Origin of the sequence: Streptomyces narbonensis (genome assembly GCF_014649015.1) — a bacterium.
Classification (GTDB): Bacteria; Actinomycetota; Actinomycetes; order Streptomycetales; family Streptomycetaceae; genus Streptomyces; species Streptomyces narbonensis.
In genome coordinates, this window is sequence record NZ_BMSF01000016.1 from 100,183 (window position 1) to 114,967 (window position 14,785).

At 74.3% G+C, this 14,785-nt stretch carries 15 protein-coding genes; 6 read left to right on the forward strand and 9 right to left on the reverse strand.

Features of this window, described 5'->3' with window-relative positions; translation table 11 throughout:
* The first annotated feature begins 406 nt into the window (after positions 1-406).
* Positions 407-1,069: a class F sortase gene (locus IE124_RS27010; RefSeq protein ID WP_189511271.1), complete on the forward strand. Its 663-nt coding sequence runs from the start codon at positions 407-409 to the stop codon at positions 1,067-1,069.
* Positions 1,070-1,133: 64 nt separating this feature from the next.
* On the opposite strand, the gene IE124_RS27015 is transcribed toward IE124_RS27010, so the two are convergent.
* Positions 1,134-2,000 (reverse strand): polysaccharide deacetylase family protein, encoded by an 867-nt coding sequence (locus IE124_RS27015; protein ID WP_229832904.1) that lies wholly within the window; start codon positions 1,998-2,000, stop codon positions 1,134-1,136.
* A gap of 100 nt (positions 2,001-2,100) precedes the next feature.
* Positions 2,101-3,312 (reverse strand): CapA family protein, encoded by a 1,212-nt coding sequence (locus IE124_RS27020; protein ID WP_189511275.1) that lies wholly within the window; start codon positions 3,310-3,312, stop codon positions 2,101-2,103.
* A gap of 260 nt (positions 3,313-3,572) precedes the next feature.
* On the opposite strand from IE124_RS27020, the gene IE124_RS27025 reads away from it, so the two are divergent.
* The 3 genes from IE124_RS27025 (at position 3,573) to IE124_RS27035 (ending at position 5,339) form a co-directional block, all read left to right on the forward strand.
* Positions 3,573-4,130 (forward strand): sigma-70 family RNA polymerase sigma factor, encoded by a 558-nt coding sequence (locus IE124_RS27025; RefSeq protein WP_189511277.1) that lies wholly within the window; start codon positions 3,573-3,575, stop codon positions 4,128-4,130.
* A gap of 4 nt (positions 4,131-4,134) precedes the next feature.
* On the forward strand, positions 4,135-4,578 hold the full coding sequence (locus IE124_RS27030) for a PaaI family thioesterase (RefSeq protein ID WP_229832905.1): 444 nt from the start codon (positions 4,135-4,137) through the stop codon (positions 4,576-4,578).
* Between the two features lie 212 nt (positions 4,579-4,790).
* Positions 4,791-5,339: a hypothetical protein gene (locus IE124_RS27035; protein WP_189511370.1), complete on the forward strand. Its 549-nt coding sequence runs from the start codon at positions 4,791-4,793 to the stop codon at positions 5,337-5,339.
* Here IE124_RS27035 and IE124_RS27040 read toward each other — a convergent pair.
* From IE124_RS27040 to IE124_RS27070, 7 genes are all read right to left on the reverse strand, one after another.
* A complete protein-coding gene (locus IE124_RS27040; protein ID WP_189511279.1) occupies positions 5,331-6,536 on the reverse strand; it encodes a histidine kinase in 1,206 nt (401 codons plus the stop codon). The two genes, IE124_RS27035 and IE124_RS27040, sit on opposite strands and share 9 nt — an antisense overlap.
* 174 nt (positions 6,537-6,710) lie before the next feature.
* A complete protein-coding gene (locus IE124_RS27045) occupies positions 6,711-8,444 on the reverse strand; it encodes a sodium/solute symporter (protein ID WP_189511281.1) in 1,734 nt (577 codons plus the stop codon).
* Positions 8,445-8,454: 10 nt separating this feature from the next.
* Positions 8,455-8,844 (reverse strand): hypothetical protein, encoded by a 390-nt coding sequence (locus IE124_RS27050; RefSeq protein WP_189511283.1) that lies wholly within the window; start codon positions 8,842-8,844, stop codon positions 8,455-8,457.
* Positions 8,845-8,920: 76 nt separating this feature from the next.
* The gene (locus tag IE124_RS27055; RefSeq protein WP_189511285.1) at positions 8,921-9,688 is read right to left on the reverse strand and encodes a LytR/AlgR family response regulator transcription factor; all 768 of its coding nucleotides are present in this window, start codon (positions 9,686-9,688) and stop codon (positions 8,921-8,923) included.
* A gap of 30 nt (positions 9,689-9,718) precedes the next feature.
* Positions 9,719-10,591: an Fpg/Nei family DNA glycosylase gene (locus tag IE124_RS27060; RefSeq protein WP_189511287.1), complete on the reverse strand. Its 873-nt coding sequence runs from the start codon at positions 10,589-10,591 to the stop codon at positions 9,719-9,721.
* Between the two features lie 62 nt (positions 10,592-10,653).
* Positions 10,654-11,235: a hypothetical protein gene (locus tag IE124_RS27065; protein WP_189511289.1), complete on the reverse strand. Its 582-nt coding sequence runs from the start codon at positions 11,233-11,235 to the stop codon at positions 10,654-10,656.
* Positions 11,232-12,191, reverse strand: a complete 960-nt coding sequence (locus IE124_RS27070; RefSeq protein WP_189511291.1) for a hypothetical protein — start codon at positions 12,189-12,191, stop codon at positions 11,232-11,234. The genes IE124_RS27065 and IE124_RS27070 overlap by 4 nt, the downstream gene beginning before the upstream one ends.
* 489 nt (positions 12,192-12,680) lie before the next feature.
* Here IE124_RS27070 and IE124_RS27075 point away from each other — a divergent pair, with 489 nt between their 5' ends.
* Both IE124_RS27075 and IE124_RS27080 read left to right on the forward strand, forming a co-directional pair.
* Complete coding sequence (locus IE124_RS27075; protein WP_189511293.1) at positions 12,681-13,352, forward strand: response regulator transcription factor; 672 nt, start codon at positions 12,681-12,683, stop codon at positions 13,350-13,352.
* The gene (locus IE124_RS27080; RefSeq protein ID WP_229832907.1) at positions 13,349-14,743 is read left to right on the forward strand and encodes a sensor histidine kinase; all 1,395 of its coding nucleotides are present in this window, start codon (positions 13,349-13,351) and stop codon (positions 14,741-14,743) included. The genes IE124_RS27075 and IE124_RS27080 overlap by 4 nt, the downstream gene beginning before the upstream one ends.
* The last annotated feature ends 42 nt before the right edge of the window (positions 14,744-14,785 follow it).

Here is a 14,785-nt window from a genome sequence, read left to right on the forward strand (position 1 = left end):
CCAGTGGAAGACGCCCCAAAGCGGTGCTCCGGGAAATTCGACGAGTACGCCTTCCATGACGAACCATCACAAGTCGGGGCGAGCCGTGCATGTCGGCACTGGTCCACCCCGGTGAGGCGACACGCCCGGAATCGGCCCCTCGCAGAGCACGGAACCGCAGGTCACGGCCTTCCGGGGCGCTTATCTGACGAATACTCGGATGGGTCAGCCCCTTGTCACCCGGCTGTCCCCACGGGGAGCTCACCACTCTCGGAGTGCGGACGCCACCGCGTGCCCACGGGTCCGCCGGGGCTCTGTTCCGCGCCCCGGCACCCGTCCGGCGGCGCCCCCCACCCGTTCGCCGCGTCCAGGGCGACGGACCGTCCCCCCGCCCTTACCGTTCTGACGACGCCACGAAGGGAGAATCATGCCCCCGAAGGACTTCCGCGTCTTCGAGCGCAGGAGACGCCAACCCTGGGGCGTCCTGGCCCTCGCCATGCTGTCCGGGCTCGCCATGATGCGCAACGGGGTGGACGTCGCCCTCGGGCCGCCCCAACCCGCCGCCGCGGCACGGCCCGTGGTCCGTCCGGTGGTCCCGCCGCCGACGGAGGAGAGCGCCGGCCTGGAGGCGCTGCCCTTCGCACCGGCCTCCCGGATCAAGATCCCCGCCATCCAGGTGGCCGCGCCGATCATGGACGTGGGCCTGGACGCGGACGGCTGGGTCGCGGCACCGCCCCCGCAGGACGCCAACCTCGCCGGCTGGTACCAGAACGGCATCTCCCCGGGCCAGCGCGGCACTTCGGTCGTCGTCGGCCATGTCGACAACGCGCGGGGCCCGGCGGTCTTCTACGGCCTCGGCTCGCTGGAGAAGGGCCAGCACATCGAGGTCGAGCGGTACGACGGCCGGGTCGCCGTCTTCGAGATCTACGGAGTCGAGGTCTACGCCAAGAACGACTTCCCCGGCGTGCAGGTCTACGCGGACACCGGACAGCCCGAGCTCCGGGTGATCACCTGCGGCGGCGGCTACACACGGGCGCACGGCTACGACGGGAACGTCGTCGTGTACGCCCACATGGTCGGCTCCCGCTGAGCTTCGCGCCGCGCGAAGGGCCCCGGCACCAGGGAGTGCCGGGGCCCTTCGCGTACCGCCCGCGTCAGCGCCGGGGGACGGTGATGTGGTACCCGGCGTCGAGGAGTTCGGGCAGGTAGCGACGGAGCGCGGCCACGCTCTGGCTGCGGTCCCCGCCCGCGTCGTGGGACAGGACGACGGCGCCGGGGGCGGCGCCGTCGAGCACGCGGCGGACGATCGTGCCCGTGCCGGGCTCCTTCCAGTCGAGGGTGTCGACGGTCCAGGCGAGCGGCTCCATGCCCAGCTCGGCGCCGATCTCGAAGGAGTGCCGGTTCCAGGCCCCGTAGGGCGCGCGGTACCAGAGCGGCGCCGCGCCGAGTGTCCGCTCGACGACCTCGCTGGTGGAGCCGAGCTCGTCGCGGATCCGGGAGGGCCGCAGCTTGGGGATGAGGGGGTGGGACCACGAGTGGTTGCCGACGACGTGCCCGTCGGCGGCCATCTCCCGCAGCAGGTCCGGGTTCTCGACGGCCATCTCGCCGCAGACGAAGAACATCGCCCGGCACTCGTACCGGCGCAGGGTCTCCAGGATGGCGGGGGTGTAGCGGGGGTCGGGGCCGTCGTCGAAGGACAGCACCATGGAGCGGCCGACCCCGGACATGCCGAGGAAGGGCCGCTGCCGCACGGGCGGCACCGCCCGACGGAAGGCCGGGGGCGCGTACGCGGTCATCGGCTGGAGTCGGTAGGCGGACGGGCGCAGCCGGCCGGCACCCGCCGCCTGCGGCCCGGCGGCCGGCTCCGCGCCGGGCCCCGCTCCCGGCGGGCCCTTCGGCGCGGGGGCGGCGCCCGGGGGCCGCTCGGGTTCGCCGAACCGGTCCGCCGCCAGGTATCCGACGGTGGCCGTGGCGCCGAGCGCCGCGGCGAGGCGCAGCACCGCCCGGCGCCCCTGGGGCATCTGATCCTTTTTCATGACCAATGGTTCGTTCGGGGGAGTGCCCACCCGCCCCATCGACACCGGCCCCGTGCCCGAAAACACCCGATGAGCCGATACCGCGTTACTTCCCCATCGTCAGGCCGTCCTTCTCGGCGCCCCTGCTGAGCACGACCTGGCGGATCGTCTCGCGGATCGAGGTGTGGCGCGGGTCGCCGTCGCCCGCCGCGCCGAGGTTGACGACCCGGCCCCGCCCGGTGTCGAACCACTGCGGGACGAACTCGGCCTTGGTGACCTCCCAGCGGGCTCCGGGCGACTTGGGCGGGGCGAAGGTGAAGCGGCCGAGGGTTCCCTGGTTGCCCCGGGGGTCGTAGGACCCCTCGTGGTTGATCATGTCCCCGGCAATCTGGTCGCCCATCCCGTAGACGATCCAGGTGCCGTTGACCTTCTCGTACGCCTGCGGCACGTGGGCGTGCGTACCGATGATCAGGTCGATGTCGGGGCGGCCTCCGCTCGTGGAGGCGGTGAGCGCGCGGCCGAGGGAGAGCTGCCGCTGGTCGGCTTCGGTCTGCCACTCGGTGCCCCAGTGGACGCTGACCACGACGACGTCGGCGCCGGCCGCGCGGGCGGCTCGCGCGTCGGCGATGACCGTGCTCTCGTCGAGAAGCCGGACCGCCCAGGGCTGCCCCTCGGGCAGCGGGTAGCCGTTGGTGTCGTAGGTGTAGGCGAGCTGGGCGACCGTGGCGCCGCCTGCCTTCATGAGCGTGGGCCGCGCCGCCTCCTCGGCGGTACGGGCGGATCCCGCGTGCCGGATCCCGGCGGCGTCGAGGGCGTCGAGGGTGCGGCGCAGTCCGGCCGCGCCGTCGTCCAGGGCGTGGTTGGAGGCGGTGGAGCAGGAGTCGTAGCCGGTGGCCTTGAGGGCGGCGGCGACCTCGGGCGGCGACTTGAAGGCGGGGTAGCCGGTGTAGGGGCCGCCCTCCTTCCCGTACACGGTCTCCATGTGGCAGATGGCCAGGTCGGCGGGGGCGACGACGCCCTTCGCCCCGGCGAACATGGGGCCGAAGTCGTAGCCGTCGCCGCCGGCGTCCTGGGCCGCGCGGCGGATGATCGAGTCGTGCGGGAGGACGTCGCCCGAGGCGACGAGGGTGAAGCCGGTGGACGCGGAGGCTCCGCCGGGGGCGGCGGACGCCGGTGCCGGGCTCCGCCCGCCGGCGGTGCCGGCCGAGGTCCCCGGGGTCGGGGTGCCGCCCGGGGTGTTCCCGGCGGTGCAGCCCGTGGCCGCCGCGACGAGGAGGGCGGCGACCGCCACCGCTGCCGGTGTGGTGCGTGAGGTCATCTACGGCACTCCGCTCGACTCTTGCTATGAACACCTGTTCTGAAGAATTGATCGCGCGGGAAAGCCGCAGTCAAGGGTCAAGGCCGCACAAGCGCATGAACCGCACCGAAACGGACGCAACCACTCCGCCTGACCGTTCGCCGTACCATTCGCCGCTCCGTGCGACCGTTCGCCGCATACCGATGTCCCTTCCCTGTCCCTCCTCTTCCGGATGCGTTCGTATACCGCCGGGACGAGGAGCCGAGGGAGAGGCGCGGAGGATGACGACGGCGACGACCGACGAACGGAACCTGGAAGGGCTGCAGCGGGACCACGGCCCGGCGCTGCTCTCCTTCCTGCTCGGGCTGACCTACGGGGACCGGCAGCGCGCCGAGGACCTCGCCCAGGAGACGCTCGTACGGGCCTGGCTCCACCCCGAGGCCTTCGAGGGGCCGTACGAGTCGATGCGGCCCTGGCTCTTCACCGTGGCACGCCGACTGGCCATCGACGCCCGCCGCTCACGCCTCGCCCGCCCCGCCGAGATCGGCGACGGCGTCCTCGCGGTGACGCCCGACCCCGCCGACGCGACCGCCTCCGCCGAGGCCGCGCTCGACGTCCGGGCCGCCGTCCGCGAACTGAGCCCCGAGCACCGGGAGGTGCTCGTCCGGATCTACTTCCACGGACTGACCGTCAACGAGGCCGCCGTCGACCTCGGCATCCCCGCCGGGACCGTCAAGTCCCGCTCGCACTACGCCCTGCGCCAGCTCGGCCGGTCCCTGCCCGGCTACCGCCCGCACCGCGCGGGCGTTGCCCGGCCACGCGCCGCGGCCCCACAATGACGCCGTGACGCTGACTCCCGACGCCGCGGCCCTGACTCCCGCCGCCGCCGAAAAGATCCTCGCCGACAACTTCGCCCCCTGGGTGCTCGATCTGGGCCTCACCATCGAATCGGTGGACTCGGTCGACGGCTCCGGGGCCGTGCTCCGGCTCCCCTGGTCCGACCGGCTCGCCCGGGAGGGCGGCGGGCTCTCCGGCCAGGCCCTGATGGCCGCCGCCGACACCGCGACGGTCATCGCGGTCGCCGTTTCCCGCGGCGGATTCGTGCCGATGACCACCGTCCAGCAGTCCATCACCTTCCAGCGAGCGGTCGTCGGCAGCGACGTCCTCGTGCGGGCCAGGCTGACCAAGTCGGGCAAGCGGATGGCCTTCGCCGACATCACGATGACCGCCGACGGCTCGGAGGAGATCGCCGCCCACGCGACCGCCGTGTACGCGCTGCTCGGCTGAACCGGCCACGACACACGGTCCGCGCCACTTCTCCCCCGCCCGCCACCTGTGGCAACAGGAATCCCACCGGCACCGATCCGGCCGGGAAACGTATCCGAAACCACACCGGCGAGTTGAGCAAAGCGGGACCCGCGGGGGTCCTTCACGGTGGAGGCTCTCCCCCGGGCCCCCGACGTCCGGGGCCCGACGTCCGGGAGAAGAAGGTGGGAGCGTTGCTGCCCGAGAGCACGAACGGCACCGGCGGCACGAGCGGCGGCGGGCTCGCCGTCCCGATGGCCTGGCTGTGCGCCGAGTACCTGGCCGACGAGGTCCTGCGGACCGCCGCGCTCGTGGCGCCCGGCTCGCTGGAGTACCGGGCCGGCCTCCAGGCCCTGGCCCTCACCGTCCTGTTGTCGGAGTCCCCGGACGGAGCCGGGGGGTCGGACGGGGCCGAGGTGCACCGCGGCCGCGGCGCCCCCGTACGGATCGAGGCCCTGCTGCGCCGTACCGCGCACGACCGGCCCTGGACGTCCTGGATCGAGGAGCGGATCGCCGAGCGCCTCGCCGCGGAGGGGGAGGGCCCCGACCTTGCTCTCGCCCTGACCGCGTGGCAGCGGCTGCGCGACACCTGGGTGCGCGCCGCAGACCTGGACGGCCCGTCCGCCGGCGAACCCGGGGCGGCGGACGCTCCCGCGCCGACGGTCGACGAGCAGGACCAGATCTGGCTCCCGGCCTGGAAGCTGGGCCTGCCCCTGGCGCACCTCTCGCTCTACCTATGCTGAACGATGCACACCCGGACGGTACTTGGGGATGCGGACCGTCACCTTCATGCCCGCACCCACGCCGGTCTCGATGACGAGACCGTGCTCCGGCCCGTAGACCTGCCGGAGCCGCTCGTCCACATTGGAAAGACCGATGCCGGAGCCCGCCGGGTGCTCACCGCGCAGGACGGCCCGCAGCAGCTCCGGGTCCATGCCGACCCCGTCGTCCTCGACGGTCACCACGGCCTCCGCGCCCGCGTCCCGCGCCGCGATCGTCACCCGGCAGCCCCGCTCGCGCTCCTGGAGGCCGTGCTTGACGGCGTTCTCCACGAGGGGCTGCAGGCAGAGGAAGGGCAGCGTCACCGGCAGCACTTCGGGGGCGATCTGGAGCGTCACCTTCAGCCGCTTCCCGAAACGCGCACCCGCAAGGGCCAAGTACTGCTCGATGGAGCGCAGTTCGTCGGCGAGCTGGGCGAAGTCGCCGTGCCTGCGGAAGGAGTACCGGGTGAAGTCGGCGAACTCCAGGAGGAGTTCCCTGGCGCGCTCGGGGTCGGTGCGGACGAACGAGGCGATTGCGGCGAGGGAGTTGAAGATGAAGTGGGGCGAGATCTGGGCGCGCAACGCCCTGATCTCGGCCTCCACGATCCTGGTCCGCGAGCGGTCGAGCTCGGCAAGCTCCAGCTGGACGGAGACCCAGCGGGCCACTTCGGTCGCGGCCCGCACCAGGACGGCGGACTCCCGTGACCCGTAGGCGACGAGCGCGCCGAGGACCCCGTCCTCGCCCGTGAGCGGGGCGATCACCGCCCAGCGCAGGGGGCAGGCCGGGTCGGCGCAGTCGGTGTGCGCGGACCGGCTGCGGCCGGTGTCGAGGGTGTCGGCGGCCAGCGCGGGGACGTGCGCCCGGTGGTGCTCCCCGCCCGGCCCGTCCCAGGCGAGGACCGCGCCCCGGTCGGTGAGGCAGAGCGCCTCCGTGCCGAGCAGCGAGCGCAGCGTGCTCGCCGCCTTTCGGGCGGTCTCCTCGGTGAGTCCGGCGCGCAGCGGCGGCGCGGCGAGCGAGGCCGTGTGCAGGGTGTGGAAGGTGGCCCGCTCGACGGGGGTGCCGAGGCCGGGGTCGGCGGTACGGCCCGCACGGCGGGCGGTGAACCGTCCGAGGACGAAGCCGACCGCGAGCAGCACCGCCCCGGCGGCGCCCGCCGCGGCGAGGGCGATACCGGTCATCGGCGTACCCCTCGGGTGGGAGGTGAGCCGGTCATCGGCCTACCCCTCGGGTGGGAGGCGAGCCGGTCGTCGGGGGCGCCTCCCAGGAGGAAGGCGAGCCGGTCATCGAAGGCGCCTCCCAGGAGGAAGGCGAGCCCGTCGTCGGGGGGCGCCCCCGGGAAGGAGCGGATGCCGTCATCGGCGTACCTCCTGGGCGGGGACGGTGCCGGTGAGTTCCTCCGGCAGGTGGAGCCGGGCGAGAAGTGCCGGGGTGCCGGGTGGGACGCGTCCCGGGGTGGCGAGCGAGACGAGGAGCATCGTCAGGAAGCCGAGGGGAACGGACCAGACGGCAGGCCAGGCCATCAGGGTGTGGGCCCAGCCCTCGGGCGCGAGCCCTGCCCGGGTCGCCATCACGGCCGCAAGGGCAGAGCCGCCGCCGAGCAGGAGCCCGGCCATGGCGCCCGGCGGGGTGAGCCGCCGCCACCAGATGCCGAGGACGAGCAGCGGGCAGAAGGAGGAGGCGGACACCGCGAAGGCGAGGCCGACGGCGTCGGCGACCGGCACCTTCGAGGCGACCACGCCGACCCCGAGCGGGACGGCGGTGGCCAGCAGGGTCCCGAGGCGGAAGTGGCGTACGCCCCGGGAGGGCAGGACGTCCTGGGTGAGGACGCCGGCGACGGACATGGTGAGCCCGGACGCGGTGGACAGGAAGGCGGCGAAGGCCCCGCCCGCCAGGAGCGCGCCGAGGACGTCACCGGCGAGCCCGCCGAGGATCCGGTCGGGCAGCACGAGCACGGCGGCGTCGGCGGAGCCCGTGAGGGCGAGCTCGGGGGCGTAGATCCGGCCGAGGGCGCCGTAGAGCGGCGGCAACAGGTAGAAGGCGCCGACGAGGCCGAGGACGACGAGGGTGGTCCGGCGGGCCGCGCGGCCGTGGGGGCTGGTGTAGAAGCGGACGGCGACGTGCGGCAGGCCCATGGTGCCGAGGAAGGTCGCGAGGATCAGTCCGTACGTCGCGTACAGCTGGTGTCCGTCGTGTCCCCCGGCGAGCGGCTGGGACCATCCGAGGGGATCGGCGCCGGTGGCGGCCCGCTCGGGCAGCACCGCCCCCGGGGCGAAGGCGAGTTCGGTGCCGGCGAGGACGTGGTGGGTGCCGGGCGCGAGGGCGACGGTCCCGTGGTCGTACGGGACGTCGTCGACCCGTCCGGTGACGGTGACGGTCAGCGGGTCGTCGAGGCCGATCCGTACCGTGTCGGCGACCCGGACGACGGTGTGCTCGCGGAGGACCGCGGGGGCGTCGAAGCGGGCCCGGGGCGCTCCGTCGCCGTACCAGGCGGCGAGGAGGAAGAGGGCGGGGACGAGCAGGGCGGTGAGCTTCAGCCAGTACTGGAAGGCCTGGACGAAGGTGATGCTGCGCATCCCGCCGGCCGCGACGGTGCCGGTGACGACGAGGGCGACGAGCAGCCCGCCGACCCAGTCGGGGGCGCCGGTGAGGATCTCAAGGGTGAGCCCGGCGCCCTGGAGCTGCGGCAGCAGATAGAGCCACCCGATGCCGACGACGAAGAGGCTCGCGAGGCGGCGGGCCCGCCGGGATTCGAGGCGGGCCTCGGCGAAGTCGGAGAGGGTGTACGCGCCGGAGCGGCGCAGCGGGGCGGCGACGAGGACGAGCAGGACGAGGTATCCGGCCGTGTAGCCGACCGGGTACCAGAGCATGGCGGGGCCCTGGACGAGGACGAGTCCGGCGATGCCGAGGAAGGAGGCGGCGGAGAGGTACTCGCCGCTGATGGCGGCGGCGTTGAGGCCCGGCCGGACGGTCCGCGAGGCCACGTAGAAGTCGGACGTGGTGCGGGATATCCGCAGGCCGAGGGCGCCGATGAGGACGGTCGCGAGGACGACCGCGGTGACGGCGGCGACGGCATAGGTCTGGTTCACGCGGTCTGCTTCACCGCTCGACGAGGCCGGTGAAGTCGCGCTCGTTGCGCTCGGCGCGGCGGACGTACCAGTGGGCCGTGCCCCAGATGACGGGGTACACCCCGACACCGAGCACCCCCCAGACGAGGGCCTCGGGCGCGGGCAGCGCGAGCAGCAGGGGCAGCGAGCCGACGAGCAGCGCGAGCGCGCCGAGGGCGGTGAGCGCGGCGCGCAGCTGGCTGCGCATCAGGGAGCGGACGTAGGTGTGCCCGAGGGTGGTCTGCTCGTCGATCTCGGAGCGGGCCGGGGCGTGCGCCGGGGGCCGCCGGGCGGGGCCGGGGACGGCTCCGTGGGCTCCGTGCGCCGAGGCGTACGTGACGGTCTCGCGCCGGGGTCTGCGCGGCGGGTGGGGCTCCGGCATCGGCGTCCGCTCTCTGACTGGCTGCTGGGCCCGTGGAGTGTAGGCAGATGGCGATCGGCGCCGGTAGGGGGTGTGGTCAGCCGCCGGCCCGGCGCATCAGCAGGTCACGGAGGTGGCGGGCGTGGCGACGGCTGACGGCGAGGTCGGTGTGGCCGAGCCGTACCGAGGTGGCTCCCCCGTCGAGCCGTAGTTCGTCGATCCGGTCGAGGGCGACGAGATGGCTGCGGTGGATGCGGACGAAGCCCCGGGCGGCCCACCGCTCCTCGAGGGTGGACAGCGGGATGCGGACGAGGTGGCTGCCGTGGTCGGTGTGGAGACGGGCGTAGTCGCCGTGGGCCTCCACGTACGCGATGTCGTCGACGGGGACGAAACGGGTGACCCCGCCGAGTTCGACGGGTATCTGCTCGGGTGCGGCGGGAGTGGCCGCGGGCGCGGCCGGGCTAGCGGCAGCGGCGTGGACCAGGTCGTGGACACGGCGGACGGCCTCGGCGAGACGTTCGCGGCGGACCGGCTTGAGGACGTAGTCGACCGCCTTCAGGTCGAAGGCCTGGAGGGCGAAGCCCTCGTGGGCGGTGACGAAGACGACGAGCGGCGGGCGGGCGAAGCCGGCGAGCAGCCGGGCCACGTCGAGTCCGGTGAGGCCGGGCATGTGGATGTCGAGGAAGACGACGTCGATGCCGTCGTCCCCGTCGGGCCCGTTCTCCAGGGCGCGCCCGATCCGGCGCAGGGCCGCGGTCGCGTCGCCCGCGCCCTCGGCGGTACGCACCCGCGGGTCGGCGCGGAGCAGGTAGAGCAGCTCCCCGAGGGCGGGTTCCTCGTCGTCGACGGCCAGTACGCGCAGCATGCGGCGGAGTGTAGTGCGAGGCCCAGCGTGCTATTTGAGGAGCTTCGACATCCGGCGGTCGGCGAGCGGCTTGCCGCCGGTCTGGCAGGTGGGGCAGTACTGGAGGGAGGAGTCGCTGAAGCTCACCTCGCGGATGGTGTCCCCGCACACCGGGCAGGGCTCGCCGGCGCGGCCGTGGACGCGCAGGCCGCTCTTCTTCTCGGCCTTGAGGCGGCCGGCGGCGAGTCCGTGGGAGCGCTCGACGGCCTCGCGGAGGGTGGTCCGCATGGCCGTCCAGAGGGCGGTGGTCTCCTCAGGGGTGAGGTTCTGCGTGGGTTTGAAGGGCGACATCCGCGCGGCGTGGAGGATCTCGTCGCTGTAGGCGTTGCCGATGCCCGCGATGAGGCCCTGGTCCCGCAGGGCTCCCTTGATCTGCCGCCGCTCGCCCGCGAGGAGGGCCGCGAAGGCCTCGGGACCGAACTCCTCGGCGAGCGGATCGGGGCCGAGCCGGGCGACGCCCGGCACCTCGCCCGGGTCGTGGACCAGGTGGACGGCCAGCCGCTTGGTGGTGCCGGCCTCGGTGAGGTCGAAGCCGTCGCCTCCGGTGAGCGCCGTACGCAGCGCCAGCGGGCCCTTGCCCGGCCTCGGCGGCCCGGAGGGCAGCGGGTCGTGCCAGCGGAGCCAGCCCGCGCGGGCGAGGTGGATCAGGAGGTGGAGCTCGCCGGCCGCGCCGGTGGTGGTGAGGTCGAGGAACTTCCCGTGCCGGCCGACGGCGGTGACCTCGGCGCCCTCGACGGCGGTGAGGGGCGGGTCGTACGTCTTGAGGACGCTGATCGCGACGGGCAGGACGCGGGCGATCTCCTTGCCGACCAGATGCGCGTCGAGGAACTCGCGCAGCGCTTCCACCTCGGGCAGTTCGGGCATGCCTCCACCCTGCCGCACGGGTGGCGGGGCCGCGCGTCGGTGGCGCGCTCCACCCGGACGTGTCAGGGACGTGCGCGCCCGGTCGCGGGGCGACGGCGACCGCGGCGGGTCCTGCCCCATGGTTTGTAGACGGACAGAGCCGTCGCCGTGACCAGCAGCACGAGGGACACGCTCATGCTGATCACCAGCCGCAGGCCGAGGGATTCGGGGGCGTCGGGGGCGTCGGTCATCTCCGCCTGTACGCGCAGCCAGTGCTGGAGGAGGAAGTGGCCGTTCAGCATCAGGGCGACGGTGATGACGAGCTTGGTCACGATCCAGTAGTGCTTCAGCAGGCCCCACTGCGTCACCGCGGAGAGGAGCAGGCCCGTCAGGAGGGTCGTCCAGGCCGCCGCGGCGATCAGTTCGATCCCGAGGATCTCCATGACGACGCGGGTCGCGCGGACGACTCCGGCGTCTCCGGTGGAGAGCCCGACCAGCCCGAGGACCAGCTGGACGATCTCGATTCCCACCCAGCCGACCCCCACCGTGACGTGGAGGGTCAGGATCGCCTTGCGCCATCGCGGGGGCAGGCGCCGGCCCCTTCCTGTGGCGGGGGCGGGGGCGGGGGCGGGCTCGGGGTGCTTCGTGATCGCGGTGTGCGTCATGCGTCGAGCCTCCGGTCGTCGTCCGGGCCGCCGACGGGGGCGGCCTGGTGCGGTCCGTGGGTGGGTACCTGATCGATGGACGTGGTGGAAGCGGGGCTCTCCCGTACGGCCCGACGTGCGCCGAACGCCCAGAACACCAGCGCGGGGGCCGTCGTGACGCCCGCGCTCACCGCGGCCGTGGTGGCCGGACCGGCGAAGGTGAGGCCGACGGCGGCCGCGGTGGTGACCAGCGCGGCGCCGACGGCGTACACGGCGACGGTGAAGCGGAGCAGACGGAGCCGTTCCGCCTCCGGCCGCCGGGTGCGGCTCAGGAGCCAGGCCAGGGAGGGCAGCAGCAGGACGGCATGCATGGTGACGGCATGGGCCGGGCGCAGGAAGCCCGCCGACCGGTAGGCCTCGGCCACTCGGCCGGCGCCCTCCAGCGTCAGCCCGTAGGCGATCATGACCGCTCCCGCCGCCATGGAGCCGGTGAGCGCCACGAGTCCGGCGCGGAGCGCGAGCCGCATGCTGGGGGCGACTGTCGGCTGGGGGCGCAGGGCGGCGACGGTGAGTGCGACGACGACGGCGATGAGGGTGACGCCGCCGGCCGCGAGGGCCCGGGTGACGAAGGTGTCGAAGGGGGTCTCGGTGTTGAAGTGCGAGGGGACGCCTCGCCACGCCTGAAGGGTGATCAGACCGGTCTCCAGCAGGGACGCCGCGGTGAACGCGCTCAGGAGGAGGGCGCGGGTCCGCGCGGGGAGGGCGAGGAGCCGGCAGATCCAGGTGACGGTCAGGACGCTGACTCCGAAGGACAGCCCGAAGGTGATCGGCTTCCGCCAGGAGACGGGGGCGTCCCACGGGCCGCCGTCGAGCGCGAGGACGAGCGTGTGGGAGGCGGCGGACGCGAGCAGCAGAAGGGCCGCGCCGACGGGGATCCGCCGGACCGCGCGCGACCGTGCGGTCGGGGCGGTGGTCACGGGTTCACGACTCCGGTCGGTCGGGCCAGGGTGTCGCCTCGGAACGAGGTGACGCGGGAGTCCAATTGTGAGGTGACCATGACATCTCCAGTGGTATCGGCGAAGTGGGTGCGTCGAGGCGTCGCGCCGGGCGGTGCGGGCGGCGATCCCCGGCGTGCGACAGCCAGAATGCCGCCGCGTGGCGCCAGGGTCGTCCCGCGACGGGAGGCGGTGCCCCTACTCCACCGGGAGTACGGGTGCGGACGCGAACTCGTGGGCAGCGACCGGTTCGTCTCCCTGCGCACCGGACCTCACGGTCGACCCCATCGTGGCCACGGCAGACAGCCCCGCCATCCGCGCACTGGCCGAGACCGCCGCCGACGCCGGCCCCCGCTCCCCGCTCCCCGCTCCCCGCTCCCCGCTCCCCGCTCCCCGCTCCCCGCTCCCCGCTCCCCGCGACGGTGTCGCCGCCCGGACTCCGCGTGAACACGCGAGGCTAGGGTGTGTGACGTGCGCGTACTGCTCGTCGAGGACGACGAAGACCTCCGGTTCGGGGTGGCCGCCGCTCTGCGGGCCGCCGGGCTCGCCGTCGACGAGGCCGCCGATCTGCCCCGGGCCGACGAGGCGCTGTTCGTCACCGCGTACGACTGCGCGGTCTTCGACCGGATGCTGCCTTCGGGGGATGCCGCCGCCTACGTCGAGGAGCTGCGACGCGGCGGGCGCGACGTGCCCGTGCTGTTCCTGACGGCGCGCGACACCGTCGCGGACAGAGTGGAGGGCTTCGCGAGCGGGGGCGACGACTACCTCGTCAAGCCGTTCGCCGTCCCCGAACTGGTCGCGCGGGTGCGCAGCCTGTGCCGCCGCGCCGCCGCCGTGCGCCCGCCGGTGCACCACGTCGCCGACCTGGAGGTCGACACCGCCCGCCGGCACGTCCGGCGGGCCGGGGTGCTGCTCTCCCTCACCACCAGGGAGTTCGCCGTCCTCGAAGTCCTCGCGGCCCGCGGCGACCAGGCGGTCTCCCGCGCCGAGCTGATCGAGAGCTGCTGGGACGAGATGGCCGAACCGCAGTCGAACGTCCTGGAGGTGCTCGTCTCCCAGCTCCGCCGCAAGCTCGGAGCCCCGCCGCTGATCCACACCGTGCGCGGCGTCGGCTACCGGCTCGCGGCCGACGACGCCCGGTGAGGCCCGCGCACCGGCTCCGGAGGCTCACGCGCGGGGCGCGCGGGGCGCGGCCGCTCACGCCGACCGCGCGGGTGCTGCGGCTGCGCCGGCGGATCAGTCTGCTGTTCGCGCTGACGAGCGCCGTGGGACTGATCGCGATGGCCGTGCTCGCCGTGCGGAGCGACAGCGCCCGCTGGCGGGAGCAGCTCGACCACTCGATGGACGCGGACACCAGCTGGGCCCTCGGTCTCCTGGAGACCGACGAGAACGGGCGGCTGGCCACCGACGTCCTCGCGGACACGGTGAACACCGGCTGCCCGCCGCTGACCGTGCTCCTCGTGGCCGGCGACGGACCGGACGGCACGGGCGAGGCCCCGGGCCGCACCGGCGACGAACCGGGCCGTACGGACGGTGGCCTGACCGTCCAGCACGTGCCGTCCGCGCCGTGCCTGTCGGTGAGCCCTGGTGTGGTCCTGGAGGCCGGTCGCGCGGCGGTGCGGACCGGGGAGGCGCGCGGCTTCGACCGTCGTACGACGAACGGTGGGCCGGTACGGGTGTTCGCGCTGCCCTTCTACGCGCCGGAGGCGGCGGAGGACGAGGGTCCGCAGGGCGTCCTGGTGACGACGGCCGACGCGACGGCCGAACGGGACGACCACCGGAGGCTCGTATGGATCGTGACGGGCGGCTGCGCGCTGCTCGTTCTGCTGTCCGCCGCCGTCGGGCACGTGCTGTCGGGGCGTGCGGTCCGGCCCGCGCTCGCCGCGCTCGGTCAGCAGGAGGCATTCCTCGCGGACGCGGCGCACGACCTGCGGACCCCGGCCGCCTCGCTCCGGACGCTCGCGGAGACGGCGCTGCGCGGCGAGACCGACAGTACGGAGGTGCACCGGCGCACGCTGCGCCTCGCGGAGGGCATGGGCAGGCTGGTCGACGGGCTGCTCACCCGGGCCCGGCTGATGTCCGGCACGGCCATGCCGACCCGCCAGCCGCTGCGCCTGGACCAGTTGGCAGAGGCGGTCGTCGAGGAGGCCGCCGAGGGGGCCGCGGCGGGCCACCGCGTCCGCGTCGAGGCCGAGGAGACCGTCGTGGTCGCCGACCCGGACCTGGTGCGCCGGGCGGTCGGGAACCTCCTGGGCAACGCGCTCGCCCACGGCCACGCGCCCGGGGTTCCGGCGGACGTGCTGGTCACGGTGGCCCGGGACGGCACGCTGACGGTCGAGGACGCGGGTCCCGGCCTGCCGCCGGAGGTCGCCGACGCCCTGTTCGAGCGCTTCCGCAGCGGATCCGGGTCCACGGGCCTCGGCCTGTCCATCGCCTCCTGGGTCGCCCACGCCCACGGCGGCACGCTCACTGCCGGGCGCGGGCAGCTCGGCGGCGCCCGATTCGTCCTGCGGCTCCCGACGTCCGCGAACTGAGCCCCACCGCAAGCCCCGCCGCACGCCCGCCGCAAGCCCGCC